The 16987-nt window shown below is 75.7% G+C and carries 14 protein-coding genes; 5 read left to right on the top strand and 9 right to left on the bottom strand.

All coding sequences use genetic code 11. The features are described 5' to 3' along the window. Positions 1-176 precede the first annotated feature (176 nt). From ACFC1F_RS18515 to ACFC1F_RS18495, 5 genes are all read right to left on the bottom strand, one after another. Positions 177-1535 carry a NarK/NasA family nitrate transporter gene (locus ACFC1F_RS18515; protein WP_209412536.1) on the bottom strand — a complete coding sequence of 453 codons (1359 nt, stop codon included), beginning with the start codon at positions 1533-1535 and terminating at the stop codon, positions 177-179. After that, the gene (gene nirD, locus ACFC1F_RS18510; RefSeq protein WP_209412537.1) at positions 1532-1906 is read right to left on the bottom strand and encodes a nitrite reductase small subunit NirD; all 375 of its coding nucleotides are present in this window, start codon (positions 1904-1906) and stop codon (positions 1532-1534) included. Before nirD ends, ACFC1F_RS18515 begins: the two co-directional genes overlap by 4 nt. After that, positions 1903-4497 carry a nitrite reductase large subunit NirB gene (nirB, locus tag ACFC1F_RS18505; protein ID WP_376159497.1) on the bottom strand — a complete coding sequence of 865 codons (2595 nt, stop codon included), beginning with the start codon at positions 4495-4497 and terminating at the stop codon, positions 1903-1905. The genes nirD and nirB overlap by 4 nt, the downstream gene beginning before the upstream one ends. A gap of 165 nt (positions 4498-4662) precedes the next feature. Further along, entirely contained in the window at positions 4663-5871 is a 1209-nt protein-coding gene (locus ACFC1F_RS18500; RefSeq protein WP_376159495.1) for an NAD(P)/FAD-dependent oxidoreductase, read from the bottom strand. Beyond that, on the bottom strand, positions 5868-7967 hold the full coding sequence (locus tag ACFC1F_RS18495) for a molybdopterin oxidoreductase family protein (protein WP_376159493.1): 2100 nt from the start codon (positions 7965-7967) through the stop codon (positions 5868-5870). Before ACFC1F_RS18495 ends, ACFC1F_RS18500 begins: the two co-directional genes overlap by 4 nt. 192 nt (positions 7968-8159) lie before the next feature. On the opposite strand from ACFC1F_RS18495, the gene ACFC1F_RS18490 reads away from it, so the two are divergent. Further along, positions 8160-9308, top strand: a complete 1149-nt coding sequence (locus ACFC1F_RS18490) for a uroporphyrinogen-III synthase (protein WP_209412541.1) — start codon at positions 8160-8162, stop codon at positions 9306-9308. Then, on the top strand, positions 9308-10267 hold the full coding sequence (locus ACFC1F_RS18485; RefSeq protein ID WP_376159491.1) for a sirohydrochlorin chelatase: 960 nt from the start codon (positions 9308-9310) through the stop codon (positions 10265-10267). The genes ACFC1F_RS18490 and ACFC1F_RS18485 overlap by 1 nt, the downstream gene beginning before the upstream one ends. Positions 10268-10278: 11 nt before the next feature. Here ACFC1F_RS18485 and ACFC1F_RS18480 read toward each other — a convergent pair whose 3' ends face one another. Next, positions 10279-10608, bottom strand: coding sequence for a hypothetical protein (locus ACFC1F_RS18480; protein ID WP_376159489.1), 330 nt, complete (start codon positions 10606-10608; stop codon positions 10279-10281). An 8-nt stretch (positions 10609-10616) separates the two neighbouring features. After that, positions 10617-11021 carry a hypothetical protein gene (locus ACFC1F_RS18475; protein WP_376159567.1) on the bottom strand — a complete coding sequence of 135 codons (405 nt, stop codon included), beginning with the start codon at positions 11019-11021 and terminating at the stop codon, positions 10617-10619. Between the two features lie 155 nt (positions 11022-11176). Here ACFC1F_RS18475 and ACFC1F_RS18470 point away from each other — a divergent pair, with 155 nt between their 5' ends. Continuing rightward, positions 11177-12811 (top strand): carboxyl transferase domain-containing protein, encoded by a 1635-nt coding sequence (locus tag ACFC1F_RS18470; protein WP_376159487.1) that lies wholly within the window; start codon positions 11177-11179, stop codon positions 12809-12811. 257 nt (positions 12812-13068) lie between these two features. Here the strand turns inward: ACFC1F_RS18470 and ACFC1F_RS18465 are convergent, their stop codons facing one another. Both ACFC1F_RS18465 and ACFC1F_RS18460 read right to left on the bottom strand, forming a co-directional pair. Next, the gene (locus ACFC1F_RS18465; protein ID WP_376159485.1) at positions 13069-13644 is read right to left on the bottom strand and encodes a GNAT family N-acetyltransferase; all 576 of its coding nucleotides are present in this window, start codon (positions 13642-13644) and stop codon (positions 13069-13071) included. 127 nt (positions 13645-13771) lie between these two features. Further along, on the bottom strand, positions 13772-14716 hold the full coding sequence (locus ACFC1F_RS18460) for a helix-turn-helix transcriptional regulator (RefSeq protein WP_376159565.1): 945 nt from the start codon (positions 14714-14716) through the stop codon (positions 13772-13774). 304 nt (positions 14717-15020) lie between these two features. On the opposite strand from ACFC1F_RS18460, the gene ACFC1F_RS18455 reads away from it, so the two are divergent. Next, the gene (locus ACFC1F_RS18455) at positions 15021-15839 is read left to right on the top strand and encodes an NAD(P)H-dependent oxidoreductase (protein WP_376159483.1); all 819 of its coding nucleotides are present in this window, start codon (positions 15021-15023) and stop codon (positions 15837-15839) included. 587 nt (positions 15840-16426) lie between these two features. Beyond that, the gene (locus ACFC1F_RS18450) at positions 16427-16801 is read left to right on the top strand and encodes a transglycosylase SLT domain-containing protein (RefSeq protein WP_245204831.1); all 375 of its coding nucleotides are present in this window, start codon (positions 16427-16429) and stop codon (positions 16799-16801) included. Positions 16802-16987: the final 186 nt, after the last annotated feature.

Raw genomic sequence — 16987 nt, 5'->3', positions numbered from 1 at the left:
GTTTGTGCTGGTCGCGGGCCACCGGGGGTTGGGGTTCGGGGTGGGGGGCCGGGGGCCGCCCGCTGGCCGGGCCCGGCACGGTTTGCCGCGTCGGGGGCCCGGCCGACCGTCACCGACCCGTCGCCAGTACGTCGTCAGTAGGGTCTGTAGGCCGCCAGTTGGCCGTCAGCGGGCCGTCAGCCCGCCGCGCGGGGCCGCAGCCAGACCACCCAGGTGAGCGCCGAGCAGAACAGGTACGCCGCCAGGAAGCCCAGGTAGGCGGCGTCGCCGTTGTGGCTGGCGAGGAAGGACTGCCGGAAGGCCAGGTTGACCAGGACCCCTCCGAACGCGCCCACCGCACCGGCCAGTCCGATCAGCGCGGCCGAACGGCGGCGGGAGTCGGACTCCGCGGCCTCCGGGTCGGCTCCGGCCGCCACGGCGGCCCTGGCCCGGGCCTGGTAGTGGGCCGGGATCATCTTGTACGTCGAGCCGTTGCCGATGCCGCTGAGCACGAACAGCGCGATGAAGCCGGAGAGGAAGAGCGGCAGCGAGTGCGCCCGTGAGGCGGCCAGGACGACCGCCGTCCCGGCGCCCATCGCGACGAAGGTGGACAGGGTGACCACGGCGCCGCCCCAGCGGTCGGCCAGCCGGCCGCCCACCGGGCGCAGCAGCGAGCCGAGCAGCGGGCCGAGGAAGGTCAGCGCGGCCGCCTTGACCGGGGTGTCGAAGCGGTCGTGGAACTGCACCTGGAGCACCTGGCCGAAGGCGAAGCCGAAGCCGATGAACGAACCGAAGGTGCCGATGTACAGGGTGGAGACCGCCCAGCCGTACGGGTCCCGGGCCACCTCGCCCAGCGCCCGGCCCTGGCCCCGCGGCGGGGCGGCCAGGTTGTCCATCCGGGCCCAGGCGCCGGTCGCGGCGAGCACGATCAGCGGCAGGTAGAGCAGCGGCAGCAGCCGGGGATGGGCCGCACCCGCGGTGGCCAGGACGAACAGGCCGAGCAGTTGGACGGCCGGGACGCCCAGGTTGCCGCCGCCCGCGTTGACGCCGAGCGCCCAGCCCTTGAGGCGGTGCGGGTAGAAGGCGTTGATGTTGGCCATCGAGGAGGCGAAGTTGCCGCCGCCGACACCGGCGACGCAGGCCACCGCGAGCAGGGTGCCGTAGGAGACGCCGGGGGTGAGCACCAGGGCCGCCAGCGCGGTGGGGACGAGCAGCAGCAGGGCGCTGACCACCGTCCAGTTCCGGCCGCCGAACCGGGCCACCGCGAAGGTGTACGGCAGGCGCAGCAGGGCGCCGAGGGCGGTGGGCAGGGCGGTGAGGGTGAACTTGCCGGCGGTGTCGATGTGGTACTCGGGGCCGAGGAAGAGCACCAGGACGGACCAGAGGCTCCAGACGGAGAAGCCGATGTGCTCGGAGAGCACGGAGTAGACCAGGTTGCGGCGGGCGATCCGGGCGCCGGTCCGCTCCCAGAAGGCGACGTCCTCCGGGTCCCAGTGGGTGAGCGGGCCGGTGCCGGCTCTGCCGCCGGCGGGCTGCGTCTCGACGACGGCACTCATGCGGCACTCTCCTTCGCTGCGCGGGCGGTCGGGTCTGCCGTTCGGACCGGCCAGAGCCTGAGCACGGCGGGGCTCCCGTCGGGGGCGGTGTCCTCGTCCAGGCAACGGCCGTCGGTGAGGTCGAAGACCTGCTTGTACATCGGCGAGGCCAGGGTGGGCCGGTCGCCGCGGCTGCCGAGCAGTCCGCGCGAGAGGACGTGGGCGCCGCTGAACGGGTCGAGGTTGTCGACGGCGTGCAGGCCGCCGCTCCGGTCGCGGAAGACGGCCACCTGGGCGCCGTCGAGCAGCACGGCCACGCCGCGGCCGGGTTGCAGGTCGTCGAGGGTGCAGACGGGCTGCCAGCGGGTTCCGTCGTGGATCTCCACGGTCACGGGGTGAGCACCTCCAGTCGGGGACCGGCCACCAGGACCGGGGTGGGGGTGGTGAGGATGCGCCCGTCCTCGTCGGGGCGGGCGGGGCGGATCTGGCCGCGTTCGGGGACGAAGGTGACGGCCGGGTCGGGGGTGCCGGGGGCGTTGACGAAGGAGGCGAAGCGGCGCAGCCGTTCGGGGTCGGCCAGCGTGGCGGCCCATTCGTCCTGATAGCCGTCGATATGACGTGCCATCAGTTCGTCGAGCTCGGCGGCGATGCCGAGCGAGTCGTCGATCACCACGGCGCGCAGGTGGTCCAGGCCGCCCTCCAGCCGGTCCAGCCAGACCGAGGTGCGTTCCAGGCGGTCGGCGGTGCGGATGTAGAACATCAGGTAGCGGTCGATGGTGCGGATCAGCGTCTCGCGGTCCAGGTCTGCGGCCAGCAGGTCGGCATGACGGGGCGTCATGCCGCCGTTGCCGCCGACGTAGAGGTTCCAGCCGGCCGAGGTGGCGATGATGCCGAAGTCCTTGCTCTGTGCCTCCGCGCACTCGCGGGCGCAGCCGGAGACCGCGGACTTGAGCTTGTGCGGGGAGCGCAGCCCCCGGTAGCGCAGCTCCAGTTCGATCGCGAGGGCGACGGAGTCCTGCACGCCGTAGCGGCACCAGGTCTCGCCGACGCAGGACTTCACGGTGCGCAGCGCCTTGCCGTAGGCGTGGCCGGATTCGAAGCCGGCGTCGACCAGCCGGCCCCAGATGCCGGGGAGCTGGTCCACGCTGGCGCCGAAGAGGTCGATCCGCTGGCCTCCGGTGATCTTGGTGTAGAGGCCGTAGTCGCGGGCGATCTCGCCGATGGTGATCAGGCCCTCGGGGGTGATCTCCCCACCGGGGACCCGCGGCACCACCGAGTAGGAGCCGTTGCGCTGGAGGTTGGCGAGGAAGTGGTCGTTGGAGTCCTGGAGCGCGGCCTGCTCGCCGTCCAGGATGTGACCGCCGCCGAGGCTGGCCAGGATGGAGGCGACGGTCGGCTTGCAGACCTCGCAGCCCTCGCCGCGGCCGTGGCGGTCGAGGAGTTCGGAGAATCCGGAGATGCCGGTGACCCGGACGATCTCGTACAGCTCGGCGCGGGTCTGCGGGAAGTGCTCGCAGAGGCCGGCCTGGGTGGCGACGCCGTTGGCCGCCAGCTCCTCGGTGACGACGGTGGTCAGCTGCTTGATGCAGCTGCCGCAGCCGGTGCCGGCCCGGGTGCACTTCTTGACGGCGGCGACGGACTCGCAGCCCTGCTCGTGGACGGCGGCCCGGACGGCGCCCTGGGTGACGTTGTGGCAGGAGCAGAGCACCGCGTCGTCGGGGAGCGCGACGGGGCCGGCGGCGGCGAACCCGGCGGGCAGCACCAGCTGTTCGGGCGCCGTGGTGAGCGGCTTGCCGCCCATGGCCAGCGGCCGCAGGGTGCCGTAGGCCTCGGTGTCGCCGACCAGGACACCGCCGAGCAGCGCCCCGTCGGCGCCGATCACGAGCTTGCGGTAGACGCCGAGCCGGCTGTCGCTGTACAGCACGTCGAGGGCGCCCTCGGCGGTGCCGTGCGGGTCGCCGAAGCTGGCCACGTCGACGCCGAGCAGCTTGAGCTTGGTGGAGGTGTCGGCGCCGGTGAAGCCGGTGCCGGGGCTGCCGGCCAGCGCGCGGGCGGCGGTCTCGGCCATCTGGTAGCCGGGCGCCACCAGGCCGTAGACCCGGCCGTCCACGGTCTGGGCGCACTCGCCGATGGCCAGCACGGCCGGGTCGGCGGTGCGGCAGTGCTCGTCCACCACGATGCCGCCGCGCGCGCCGACCGGAAGCTCGCAGTCGCGGGCCAGCTGGTCGCGGGGGCGGACGCCGGCCGAGAACACCACCAGGTCGGCGGCGAGTTCGCGGCCGTCGGAGAGGGCGAGCGCGCGGGCCCGGCCGTCGGCGGCGGTCTCCACCCCGCTGGCGCCGGCGCCGGTGTGGACGGTGACGCCGAGGTCCTCGATCTTGCGCTGGAGCAGTTCGCCGCCGCCCTCGTCGACCTGGACGGCCATCAGCCGGGGCGCGAACTCGACCACGTGGGTGGCGACGCCCATCGCCCGCAGGGCGCCCGCGGCCTCCAGGCCGAGCAGGCCCCCGCCGACCACCACGCCGGTCTTGGCGTGCTCGGCGTCCGCGCGGATGGCGTCCAGGTCCTCGATCGTGCGGTAGACGTGGCAGCCGGCCGCGTCCCGGCCGGGGACGGGCGGCACGAACGGGACCGAACCGGTGGCCAGTACCAGGGCGTCGTAGCGGAGTTGGTGGCCGGCCCGGGTGGTCACGGTGCGGGCAGCGCGGTCCACGGCGGTGACCGGGTCGCCGAGGCGCAGGTCGATGCCGTGCTCGGCGAGGAAGCCGGGCGGGCAGAGCGTGAGGTCCTCGGCGGTACGGCCGTCGAACAGCGAGCTGAGGTGGACGCGGTCGTACGCGGGGCGCGGTTCCTCGGCGAGCACGGTGATCCGCCAGCTCCCGGCGCCGGGCTGCTCGGCGAAGGCCTCCAGGAAGCGCTGGCCTACCATGCCGTGGCCGACGAGGACGAGGTCCCTTGGTCGGTCGGGCGTGTGCGCTGTCATCGCGATGCTCCTCGGGGTCGTGCGGGGGGGGTGCGGGTGGAAGTTGTGGCGTCAAGGGGGGTGCGGCGTCGGAGGTGGTGCGGCGTCGGAGGGGACTGGGGCTTCAGGGGGACCGGGGTGTCGGGGACCGGGGTGTCGGGGGCAGGGCGTCCGGGGCCGGGGCAATCAGGTGAGCAGGTGGAGGGGGTGGCCGGTGAGCGGGTCGTCGCGCTGCCAGGCCTCGGCCAGGGTGTCGACGCCGGCGAGGTCGCCGAGCAGGATGGCGCCGACCAGCCGGTCACCGCGCAGGACGAGCTTCTTGTAGCTGCCGCGGGTCGCGTCGGTGAGCCGGAGCACGTCGAGGCCGGGGTCGAGGGTCTCGTCCACGGCGCCGAAGGCCGCGTACTCCAGGCCGCCGGTGCTGAGCCGGGCCGGGGGCCGGGAGCCGGTGTAGCGGGCGTCCGGATCGGCGCCGGACAGGCGCAGCGCCAGAACGTCGGCCTGGTCCCAGGCGGGCAGCGCCAGGCCGTGGACGGTGGACCGGTGCTCGGCGCAGTCGCCGATCGCGTGCACCCCGGGTACGGCGGTGGCGAGCGCGTCGTCGACCAGCACCCCGGTGGCGACCGGCAGGCCCGCGGCGTGCGCGAGGGCGGTCCGCGGGCGGGTACCGCAGGCGAGCACCACCAGGTCGCAGTCCAGGACGTAGCCGCTCGCCAACTCGACACCGGTGACGCGCTCTTCGCCGCGCAGTGCGCGGGCCCGGTTGCCGGGGTAGGTCTCGACCCCGAGGGCCCGCAGCCGGGACCGCAGCACCTCGCCGGCCTCCGAGTCGAGTTGACGCTCGATCAGATAGGGCCCCTGGTGGACGACTTCGACCGGCACACCGAGCGTCGCCAGCGCCCGGGCGGCGCTCACCCCGAGCACCCCGCCGCCGATCACGACCGCCCGGCGGGCGCCGACGGCGTCCTCCGCCAGCCGGGCGGAGTCGTCCAGCGTGCGCAGGGTGTGGACGCCCTCGGTCAGACCGCTGCCGTCCGCACGGCGCAGGCCGCGGATGGGCGGCAGCACCGGGTTGGAGCCGGTGGCGAGCACCAGCGCGTCCCACGGCTCCACGGTGCCGTCGGCGAGGCCGAGCGTACGGCCGACGGTGTCGAGCGCCACCACCTCGCAGCCGGGCCTCGGCTCGGCCCCGCCCAGCGGCAGTGCGATCGCCTCGGTGTCGTACCGGCCGGTGAGCACGTCGGCGAGCAGCACCCGGTTGTACGGGGCGCGGGCCTCGGCGCCGTAGACGGTGACCCGGCCGGCGCCGCCCAGCGCGGTGTAGCGCTCGGCGAACCTGGCCGCGGCCATGCCGCCGCCGACCACCGCGATCCTGCGGTCCTCCGCGGTCCTCATGACGCCTCCCCTTCGGCCCGCTCGACGCGAACGGCACAGAGCTTGAACTCCGGCATCCGGGACACCGGGTCGAGCGCCGGGTTGGTGAGCGTGTTGGCCCGGCCCGCCCCCGGCCAGTGGAACGGCATGAAGACGGTGTCCGGCCGGATCGTGTCGGTGACCCGGGCCGGCGCCACCGCCCGGCCGCGCCTGCTGGTCACCGACACCAACTCGCCCTCGCCGACCGCGAGACGGGCGGCCAGCCGCGGGTGCAGCTCCACGAACGGTCCCGGCGCGGCGGCGTTCAGCTCCGGCACCCGCCGGGTCTGCGCGCCGCTCTGGTACTGGGCGAGCACCCGGCCGGTGGTCAGGTACAGCGGGTAGTCGCGGTCCGGCTCCTCGGCCGCCGGGCGGTGGGTGACTCCGGCGAACCGGGCGCGGCCGTCGGGGGTGGCGAACCGGTCCAGGAAGAGCCGGGGCGTGCCCGGGTGCGCCGTGTCCGGGCAGGGCCAGAAGACGCCGTCCTCCGCCGCGATCCGCCGGTAGCTGATGCCCGCGTAGTCCGCGTCACCGCCGGCCGAGGCGCGGCGCAGCTCGTCGAAGACCGGCTCGGCCTCGGCCGGGAAACCGTCCACCACGCCCAGCCGGGCGGCGAGTTCGCGCAGCACCCAGAGCTCGCTGCGCACCCCCTCGGGCGGGTCCAGCGCGCGACGGCGGAGGATGACGCGGCCCTCCAGGTTGGTGGTGGTGCCGTCCTCCTCCGCCCACTGGGTGACCGGGAGCACGACGTCCGCCAGCCGGGCGGTCTCGGAGAGCACCGGGTCGGCGACGACCAGCAGGTCCAACGCCCGCAGCCGGCCGGCGACATGGCCCGCGTTCGGCGCGGAGACCACCGGGTTGGAGCCCGCCAGCAGCAGCGCCCGCACACCGCCGGGCTGCCCGAGCCCGTCCAGCAGCTCGTAGGCGGAGCGGCCCGCGCCGGGCAGCGTCTCCGGGTCGACGCCCCAGACGCCGGCCACGTGCGCCCGGGCCGCCGGGTCCTCGATCGAGCGGTAGCCGGGGAGCTGGTCGGCCTTCTGGCCGTGCTCGCGGCCGCCCTGGCCGTTTCCCTGGCCGGTCAGGCAGCCGTAGCCGGAGCGGGGCCGGCCGGCCTTGCCGGTGGCCAGGCAGAGGTCGATCCAGGCGCCGACGGTGTCCGTCCCCTTGCTCTGCTGCTCCGGGCCGCGTGCGGTCAGCACCATGCCGGTCGCCGCACGGCCGAACAGCGCGGCGGCCTCCCGCAGCCGGGCCACCGGGACGCCGGTGAGCCGCTCCACCCGGTCGGGCCAGTGCGCCATCGCGGCGGCGCGGGCCCGGTCGAAGCCGGTGGTCCTTGCGGCGACGAACTCCTCGTCCACCAGGCCGTCGGCGATGACCAGGTGGAGCAGGCCGAGCGCGAGCGCGAGGTCGCCGCCGGGCCGGGGCTGGAGGTGCAGGTCGGCCTCGGCCGCCGTCCGGGTGCGGCGCGGGTCGACCACGATCAACGTGCCGCCGTTCTCGCGGAGTTCGCGGAAGTAGCGGAGCGCGGGCGGCATCGTCTCGGCCGGGTTCGCGCCGACCAGGATCAGGCAGTCGGTGTGCGGGATGTCCTCCAGCGGGAACGGCAGCCCGCGGTCCAGCCCGAACGCCCTGCGGTGCGCGGCCGCCGCCGACGACATGCAGAACCGGCCGTTGTAGTCGATGTTGGCGGTGCGCAGCACGACCCGGGCGAACTTGCCGAGCTGGTAGGCCTTCTCGTTGGTCAGCCCGCCCCCGCCGAACACCCCGACGGCGTCCGCGCCGTGGCGCTCGCGGACCCCGGCCAGGCCCTCGGCCACCCGGTCCAGCGCCTCCGGCCAGCCCGCCGACCGCAGCGGCCCGCCCGGCCGGTCGCGCAGCAGCGGCCCGGTCAGGCGGACGTCCCGCGCCAGCAGCGCGGGCGCCGAACGGCCCTTGCCGCAGAGCGCGCCGCGGTTGACGGGGAAGCCGGGCCGCTCCAGCACCTCGGCCCCGGCCGCACCCACCTCGGGTCCGGTGCGCAGCCGCATGCCGCACTGCAACGAGCAGTACGGGCAGTGGGTGTCGGTGGTCGTCGTCATGCCGATGAATCTGACCGCTGATCGTTTCGCCACCGGGTCCCCCGTGTTGCGCGCGCGGTACGCGTCGCTCACGCCGCCGCGGGGGCGGGGTGCGCGGCAGGACATCAGCCGTAACCGGGCGGGCGGATTCGCTAACGCGCAGGTGACGGGCGGGCAATCCCCACGTAACGCGGCCGTCGCACCCTTGCGGCCATGGCACCCTCCCCCACCCCCACCGGCCCGCGTCCCAGCGGGCAGCCCGGGCCCCTCACCGGCTTCACCATCGGGGTCACCGCCGCGCGCCGCCGCGACGAGCTGGTCGCCCTGCTCACCCGGCGCGGCGCCCAGGTGGTCGAGGCTCCGGTGCTGCGCATCACCCCGCTCGCCGACGACCTGGCCCTGCGCCAGGCCACCGAACGCTGCCTGGCCGCACCGCTCGACTACGTGGTCGCCACCACCGGCGTCGGCTGGCGCGGCTGGATGAGCGCCGCCGAGGGCTGGGGCCGCGGCGCCGCCCTCGCCGACGCCTGCCGGGACGCGGTGGTGCTCAGCCGCGGCCCCAAGGCCACCGGCGCGGTCCGGGCCAGCGGCCTCGGCGAGGGTTTCTCCCCCGACACCGAGGCCACCGACGAGCTGCTCACCTGGCTGCTGGCCCGCCCGCTGGCCGGCCGCCGGATCGCCGTCCAGGAGCACGGCATCCGGCTGGACGCCTTCGCGGCCGCGCTGCGCGAACGCGGCGCCGAGGTGATCTCCGTCCCCGTCTACCGCTGGGAGCCGCCGGACGACCCGGCGCCGGTGCGGCGGCTGGTCGAGCAGACCGTCCGGCGCCAGGTCCACGCGCTCACCTTCACCAGCGCCCCCGCGGTCACCGCGTTCGTGGAGACGGCCACCGCCGAGGGCCTGCGCGAGCCCCTGCTGGAGGCGCTGCGGGGCGACGTCCTTCCCGTCTGCGTCGGTGTGCTCTGTGCCCGGCCGTTCGCCGAGCTCGGCCTGCCCGTGGTCTTCCCCGAGCGCGGCCGGCTCGGTTCGCTGGTCCGTCTCCTCGCCGAGACCCTGCCCGGCCGCGGCCGCCAGGACGTCACCGTCGCCGGGCGGACGCTCACCCTCCAGGGCAACGCCGTGATGGTCGACGGCCGGAGCCACTGGCTCAGCCCGCGCGGGGCGGCCGTCCTGCGGGCCCTCGCCGAACGGCCGGGCCGGGTGCTCAGCCGCGCCGAACTGCTCCGCACCGCCTGGGCCGACGCGACGGCGGACGAGCACGCCGTCGAGGCGGCGGTCGGGCGGCTGCGGGCGGCGTTGGGCCCGCACGGCGGGCTGATCCGGACGGTGCCCAAGCGCGGCTACCGCCTGGCGGCGGGCTGATGGGCGGGTTCGCGCGTACCGCCGACCGTCCGGTGCTGCTCGCCGTCGCGCACGGCAGCCGGAACCCGGCCGGGGTCGCCGCGACGCGCGAGCTGCTGGAGCGGGTGCGCGTGCTCCGCCCCGAACTGGACGTCCGCTGCTGCTTCCTGGACCTCGCCGCACCGTCCCTGCCCGAGGCGCTGGCCCGGCTGTCCGAGGGCGAACCGGCCGTCCTCGTGCCGCTGCTCCTCGGCACCGGCTACCACCTCCGGGTGGACATCCCCGGCGCACTGGCCGCCGCCCGGCTGCCGCACGTCCGGCTCGCGCCCCCGCTCGGCCCCGACCCGCTGCTGGCCGCCGTCCTCGCCGACCGGCTCGCCGGGAGCGGCCGTCCCCCCGGCGCCGGCCCGGTGGTGCTCGCCGCGGCCGGCTCCTCCGACCCGGCGGCCGCCGCCGACACCCGCCGCACGGCCCGCCTGCTCGCCGCACGCCTGGGCGACGGGCGCCCCGTCGTCCCCGCCTACCTGTCCGCGGCCCGCCCGACCCCGCACGAGGCGGTCGAGGCCCTGCACGCCGCCGGACACCGCCGGGTCGCCGTCGCCACCTACCTCCTCGGCCCGGGCTTCTTCGCCGACCGGGCCGCCGCCACGCCCGCCCGCTGGACCAGCGACCCGCTCGGCACCCACGACGCCCTCGCCCGCCTGGTCGCCGAACGCTACGACCGGGCGTGCGGCGTCGCGGCTTGCGGTGTCCCGGTGCGGGAGGTGCAGGAGGTGCGGGGGTGTGGTGCCCCGGCTTGCGGCGTCGCGGTACGGGAGGTGCAGGCGTGCGGCATCCCGGCTTGCGGCGTCGCGGTGTACGACGAGCGGGCGCACGGCGTCCGGGCGGACGGACGGCGGGCTGACGGACGGCGGGCGGACGACGAGCGCCTCCGCGACGGCGGGCCCCGGTGGCCGGAGCCGGCTGCCGCCCACGGGTGAGGCCCGGCGGCTCAGTCCGGGTGCCCCTGCCCGCCCCGCAGCGGCGCCCGGTCGACCACCTCGACATACATGATCCGCCCGTCCATCACGTCCAGGGCGAGCAGCCCCTCCTCGGCGGGGAGCGGCACGCACCGGTGGCCGGCACCGAACGGCTGCCCCTTCGGGTGCGGCGCGGTCGCGAAGCTCTGGCAGAAGCCGTCGCCGCAACCGCACTCCGCAACCAGGCGGAGATCCCGGGCCACGAGCGCCAGGTCGCGCTCACCCTCCGCCTCCAACAGGGCCGTCAACTCGCGGGCGAAGGCGGGGAAGACCTCCCGGACGAGCGGGTGTTCCCGGTCCACGCGGGCGCTCATGCCGGTCCGGCGGCGCCCCGCCGGTCCTCGACGTGGACGACCCGCAGGCCGGTACCGTCCTGGTGACGCCTGCCCCGCCCGTACATGCCGACCGCGAGCACCGAGCCGTCCCCCGGCTCGGCCGGCCCGACGTAGGTGAGGACGTCCGGGTGGTCGCCGGTGACGACCCAGCCACCGGCCTCCCCGAGGTCGATCACGCCGAAGTCCCCCGCGGGGGAGCCCGGATGGACCGGTCCCGCCTCGGCGAGCAGCGCGGTCGCCCGCGCCGCGAGGTCCTCGGAGTCGGCCGCCCCGGTCAGCACCACGCAGGTGCCGTGCTCGAACAGCACCAGCGACTTGGCAGGGTGGTCGATGAGGCGGGTCCAGGTCTCGATGAGCGTCGCGGTGTCCACGGCCGCCATCATGCCGAAGGCCCGCCCCGGCGGCGACGGGGTTTTCCCGGCTCCCCCGAGGCTGTCGGCCTGCTCACATCCGCACGTCGGACCGGGACGGGCCCGCCATCGCTGCGTAGGGTGGATCTTGACGGTGCGGGCGGCTCGGGTGACGGGGTGGGACCTTGGGTACGGGAACTTCTCTGACGGCACGCCAACTGCTCGGACTGCTCGTCGATCCCGGCACCTTCACGAGCTGGGACGAGCCGCTCGGCCCGGAGCCCGCCGAGGCCGGCTACCGGGCGGCGCTGGCCCGGGCGCGCGAGCGGACCGGAACGGACGAGGCGGTCGTCACCGGGACCGGACGGATCGGCGGCCGGGCGGTGGCGCTGGTGGCTTCCGAGTTCGGCTTCCTCGGCGGGTCGATCGGCGTGGCCACGGCCGAACGGATCACCCGGGCCGTGGAGCGGGCGACCGCCGGACGACTGCCGCTGGTCGCCCTGCCGGTGTCGGGCGGGACGCGGATGCAGGAGGGCTCGGCGGCCTTCCTCTGCATGCTCCGGATCACCGCCGCTGTCCAGGCCCACCGCGCGGCCGGACTGCCGTACCTCACCTACCTGCGCAACCCCACCATGGGCGGGGTGTTCGCCTCCTGGGGCACGCTCGGGCAGCTGGTCTTCGCCGAGCCGGGCGCCCGGCTCGGGTTCCTGGGCCCGCGGGTGTACGAGGAACTGCGCGGCGTGGAACTGCCCGCGGACGTGCAGCGCGCCGAGACGCTGGCCGCGCGCGGCCTGGTGGACGCGGTGGTCCCACCGGAGGAGCTGCGCGAGGTGCTGCGGCGCGCGCTGGCCGTGCTGGCCCTCGGCGCGACGACCGCGGAGCCCCGGGCGGACGGCTTTGACCTTGGCCTTGATCTTGACCTTGGCGTTGGCCCGGAGCCGACAGCGGCCTCGGGCGCCGGCTCGGGCTTCGACTCCAGGTCCGGCTCGGAACCGACCGCGGCCGAGCCGCCGCCGGCCGGGCCCGGGACCCGTCCCGACGCGTGGGAGGCCGTCCGCAGCACCCGCCGCCCCGACCGGCCGGGGACGCGCGAGCTGCTGCGCCGCACCGCCGAGGAGCTGGTCCTGCTGGACTCCCCCGGCGGCCGGGACGGCGCGCTGGTGCGGGCGCTCGCCGTGCTGCACGGCCGGCCGGCGCTGGTGATCGGCCAGCAGCGGCAGGAGCCGGACCGGGAGCGCCCGTTCACCGCCGCCGACCTGCGGGCCGTCCGGCGCAGCGCCCGGCTCGCCGAACAGCTCGGGCTGCCACTGGTCACGGTGGTCGACACGGCCGGTGCCGAACTCTCCGCGCAGGCCGAGCTGGACGGCATCGCCGTCGAAATCGCGCACTGCCTCACCACGCTGCTCGCCCTGCGCACACCCGTCCTCGCGGTCCTGCTCGGCCAGGGATCCGGCGGCGGCGCGCTCGCCCTGCTGCCCGCCGACCGGGTGCTCGCCGCCGAACGCGCCTGGCTCGCACCGCTGCCGCCCGAGGGCGCCTCCGCGATCGTCCACCGCGACGGCGCGCACGCCGCGGAGCTGGCCCGCTCCCAGGGCATCGGTGCGTACGACCTGGCAGACGTCGGCCTGGTCGACGTCGTCGTGCCCGAACGGCCGGACGCGGCCGAGGAGCCGGCCGCCTTCTGCGACCGGCTGGGGCGGGCGGTCGGCACGGCGCTCGGCGCCCTCACCGCCCTTCCCGAGGCGGAGCGGCTCGCCGCCCGGGCCGGCCGCCACCGGCGCCTGGGCGACGCGCTGGCCAGCCGGACGTCCCTGGCGTGACCCCGCGGCTGGCGTGACCCCGCGGCCGACCGGCGGGCGGCGCGGCTCCTGGCAGTTCGCCTGCTGCACAAGCGGCCGGCCCGGGTCGGCCGCGGCCGGTCGGCGCCGACCGGAGGGCACCGGCCGGAGGGCACCGGCCGAGCTGCTTTGGCCAGGTTGCGTTGGCCGAGCTGCGTCGACCGGTCGAAACCCACCGGTCGGCACCCGCCGACGGATGCCACGCGCGGTGGATCCGCCACCGCGACCGCCCGTACCCGTCAGCCGGCCTCGGCGGCGGCGAGGGCCTTCGCCCGGCGACGGGTCAGCCGCCAGATCTGTTCCTCGCCGGTCTCGGCGGGGGCCAAGCGCTCACGGGGCCTGCGGAGGTGCTCGGTGAAGCCGAGGCGGGCCGGGACGGCACCGCTGGCGAGGTTGGCCGGGTCGTGCACGACCTCGACGAACTCGACGCCGGGCAGGCGGAAGGCCTGGTCGACGAGCTCGCGGACCGCCCGCGTGACCAGGCCCCGGCCGGTGGCGGCGGGGTGCAGCCAGTAGCCGATCTCGCGGCCGCCGTCCGCGTCGTCGGCGCTGCGGAACAGCCCGCAGACGCCGACGATGTCCCCGTCCGACACGATCGCGTAGCTGTAGTCCTGACCACGCGCCCACCGCTCGGCGCGGTTCACCAGGAAGGCGCGGGTGTTCGCCTCGCTGTGCTCCGCCACCCAGCCCATCCACGGGCGCAGGTGCTCCAGCGACTCCTCGACGACCCGGAGGAACTCCGGAAGGTCCGCCTCGCCGTTGAACGCGCGCAGCGTGAAGCCGTCCAGTTCGATCACCTGCTGGGGATGTTCCATGCCGGAAGCGTCGTCCACGGCCGCCCTGGCAGGCAACAGGATTCCGCATCCCCGAGAGCGTTGCGGGGACGTCCCCGTCGTCAACCGGGCGGCGGCCGGCCCCTGCCTCCCGTCCCGGCCGGTCGGGTCAGTCCCGCCGACCGGCCGGGACCCGGGGAACGGCCGGGACCCGGGGCGCATCCGGAGCGCCGGACACGGCCGGGACACCGGAAACGACCGGGACGCCGGGAACGGGGACGAGCGTCGCGGCCAGCCGGTCCAGGGCGGCGGCCTCCGGGGTGCCCTCCCCGGCGCTGAAGACGTGCACCACCAGCCCCGTCTCACCGGGCTCGGCCGGCACGTGCAGCGTTTCGAAGTCCAGGGTCAGCGGTCCGGTCACCGGGTGCCGCAGGCTCTTGCGCCCCGCCGAGCACATCACGATCTCGCCGGTGGCCCAGATCCGTCGGAAGTCGGCGCTGCGGTCGGACAGTCCGGTGATCAGTGCGGCCAGCGCGGGGTCGTCCGGGTAGCGGCCAGCGGCGACCCGCAGCTGGCCGACGGCCTCGCTCGCCCGGTCCTCCCAGTCGGGGTGGACATCGCGGGAGGCCCGGTCCAGGAAGAGGAAGGCGGCGTTGTTGCGGTCGCGACGGGCCGGGTCGGCGAGGCCGCCGAGCAGTTCCGCACCGAGGGCGTTCCACGCGACCACGTCGAGGCGGTGGTCGGTCGCGAAGGCGGGGAAAGGGGCCATCGTGTCCAACAGCCGCTGGAGCAACGGGCTGGCCGTCACCCGGGGCGCGCTGCCCTGTCTGGCGCAGGCCAGGGTGATGAGGTGCCCGCGTTCCGCCGCGTCGAGGCCGAGCGCCCGGGCGAGCGCGTCGACCACCTCGGGGGACGGCTGGGTGGCCCGGCCCTGTTCGAGGCGCACGTAGTAGTCGACGCTGATCCCGGCGAGCTGGGCCAGCTCCTCGCGGCGCAGCCCGCGCACCCGCCGGTGCCGGCCACCGGCGAGCCCGACGTGCTCCGGCGCGACACGGCCACGGCGGGCGCGCAGGAAGCCGCCGAGCGCCCGCCGGGTGTCTCCGACCCCGTCGATCCCGCCGGTCCCGCCGGTCCTACCGGTCCCACCGGTCCCACCGGTCCCACCGGTCCCACCGGTCCCGGCAGTCGTTCCGGTCCCGGCAGTCCTACCGGTACCCCCGGTCGTGCCGGTTCCCCCGGTCCCGTTCGTCCTGTCCGTGCCTGCTGCGCGCCCGATGCCGTCCACCCCGTTCATGCGATCAAGTATGGGGTGGCCCTCGCAGGAGAAGTGTGGGTGGCCCTCGCAGTACCAGGACCACCGGTCCGACGGCCGAGCAGGGTCCTGGCTGCCCGGCGGCGCCCGGGAGAGTGTGGTCGGCATGACCGATGCCACGCCGCAGCCGCGGAAGAAGATCCTGATCGTCAGTGCCCACCCGGACCCCCGTTCGCTGAACACCTCCCTCACCGCCTTCGCCGCGGAGCACCTGCGCGCGGCCGGGCACGAGGTGCAGGTGTCCGACCTCTACGCGATGAAGTGGAAGGCGACGGTGGACGCCGACGACTTCCCGGAGCACCCCGCGGACGAGCGGCTCGCGGTGATGGCCGCCTCGGAGCGGGCCACGCTGGCGGGCCGGCTGGCGCCGGAGATCGCGGCGGAGCAGGAGAAGGTGCTCTGGTCGGACGCGGTGATCCTGCAGTTCCCGATGTGGTGGTTCTCGGTCCCCGCGATCATGAAGGGCTGGATCGACCGGGTGTTCACCTCGGGCTTCGGCTACGGCCCGGCCCTCCCGCCGCCCTACAGCGAGGGCGCGCTGGCGGGCCGGCGGGCCCTGGTGTCGGCCACGATGGGCGCCCGCCCGACCGCCTTCTCCGACCGGGGGATCCACGGACCGCTGGCGGACGTCCTCCACCCGCTCCAGCACGGCCTGTTCTGGTTCGCCGGGATGGCGCCGCTGGAACCGTTCGGGGTGTACGACGCGAACGAGCTGCCCGGGGAGCGGTTCGCGGCGGCGCGGCGCGCGTACGCACGACGGCTCGACGGCCTCTTCACGGACGAGCCCGTCCCGTTCCGCCCGCTCGTCGGGGGCGACTACGACCACGACATGCGGCTGCTGCCGGGCGTGGAGGCGGCGGGGGTGCGCGGGCTGGACCTGCACGTCCGCCCGGACGTCGAGGTGGACCCCGTCCCGACGTCCTGAGCCCCCGCCGGGACGTCGGCCTGCGAAGCCGCGGCGGCGACACGGTCGACGTCCGTCCGCGAAGCCACGGCGGTCACGCGGTCGACGTCCGCGCGGGAAGCCGCGGCGGCGGCGCGCTCCGGTCGGCGTGTGGCGCCGCTCTCAGATCGTCTGTACACGCAGTGGCGCCCACCGGGCGGTCGGTGACGGCCCCCGGTGGGCGGCCGGTGAGTGCGCTCACACGCGAACCACCGCCACGACGGTCGGTAGTGGGCACCTGGCGGCGGGCAGCCGGAACCTCTGGCGGGCGCGTTCGCCCAGGTCAGTGGGCACGATGACAGCCGCCACGGCGGGCCTTCGATTCCACGGCACGCACCCTCGCTACGACGGTGGATCGTAAACAGGGGGTCTTGGCGGCGGCCGATCCGGTCTGGCAACAATGGCTCAGTCGTCAGCCGCCCCGGCACCTGTCCCGCCGGGAAAGCGGCTAACTGCCGAGTCACGCCCCGCGACCGTTCGGCCCCTGTCCGGCCACTGGTCGAGGCGGGGCGTGACAACGGCCCAACCCGATTGAGGTCTTTCTCTTCATGCCCGCTTTCAAGCTCCGTATGCGTACCTCTGCTGCACTTCTTGCCGGCGCCGCCGGTCTGACCGCCCTGGGCGCCGGCCTGATGCCCGCCGCCGCCTCGGCCGCGACCGCCTCCCCGCAGACCATCGCCGCCCAGATCGTGCCGGCCAACCAGCTCGCCTCGTTCAGCCAGATCATCTCCCACGAGTCGAGCTGGAACGTGACCGCGACCAACCCGAGCTCGGGCGCGTACGGCCTGGCCCAGGCGCTGCCGGGCTCCAAGATGGCCTCGGCCGGTGCGGACTGGAGGACCAACCCGACCACCCAGATCAAGTGGGCGCTGGACTACATGAACTCCCGCTACGGCAGCCCGAACGCCGCCTGGTCGTTCTGGCAGACCCACCACTGGTACTAAGCCGCTCCGCTTCGGCCCCGCCGAACCGTTGAGCCGGTGTAGCACCGACACCTCCGTCAGACCACTGTCCCCCCTCACCCCGGGGATCGGACAGGGAGAACCGGGGTGACCGAGAGGGCCCCGGGGCCCGCCGTCCCCCGGCCCCGGGCCCCCCCCCCCCAGACCGCCCCGGGCCCCCCCGCGGGT

Origin of the sequence: Kitasatospora sp. NPDC056181 (assembly GCF_042266225.1) — a bacterium.
GTDB lineage: Bacteria > Actinomycetota > Actinomycetes > Streptomycetales > Streptomycetaceae > Kitasatospora.
The sequence above is the reverse complement of the archived record's forward strand: the minus strand, read 5'-3'. Positions and strand labels throughout refer to the sequence as shown.

Coding starts and splice junctions, on each gene's coding strand:
- ACFC1F_RS18495 (WP_376159493.1), bottom strand. CDS start 7,967: ATGACGACGACCACCGACACCCACTGCCCGTACTGCTCGTTGCAGTGC.
- ACFC1F_RS18490 (WP_209412541.1), top strand. CDS start 8,160: ATGGCACCCTCCCCCACCCCCACCGGCCCGCGTCCCAGCGGGCAGCCC.
- ACFC1F_RS18475 (WP_376159567.1), bottom strand. CDS start 11,021: ATGGCGGCCGTGGACACCGCGACGCTCATCGAGACCTGGACCCGCCTC.
- ACFC1F_RS18485 (WP_376159491.1), top strand. CDS start 9,308: ATGGGCGGGTTCGCGCGTACCGCCGACCGTCCGGTGCTGCTCGCCGTC.
- nirB (WP_376159497.1), bottom strand. CDS start 4,497: ATGACAGCGCACACGCCCGACCGACCAAGGGACCTCGTCCTCGTCGGC.
- ACFC1F_RS18455 (WP_376159483.1), top strand. CDS start 15,021: ATGACCGATGCCACGCCGCAGCCGCGGAAGAAGATCCTGATCGTCAGT.
- ACFC1F_RS18515 (WP_209412536.1), bottom strand. CDS start 1,535: ATGAGTGCCGTCGTCGAGACGCAGCCCGCCGGCGGCAGAGCCGGCACC.
- ACFC1F_RS18500 (WP_376159495.1), bottom strand. CDS start 5,871: ATGAGGACCGCGGAGGACCGCAGGATCGCGGTGGTCGGCGGCGGCATG.
- ACFC1F_RS18465 (WP_376159485.1), bottom strand. CDS start 13,644: ATGGAACATCCCCAGCAGGTGATCGAACTGGACGGCTTCACGCTGCGC.
- ACFC1F_RS18450 (WP_245204831.1), top strand. CDS start 16,427: ATGCGTACCTCTGCTGCACTTCTTGCCGGCGCCGCCGGTCTGACCGCC.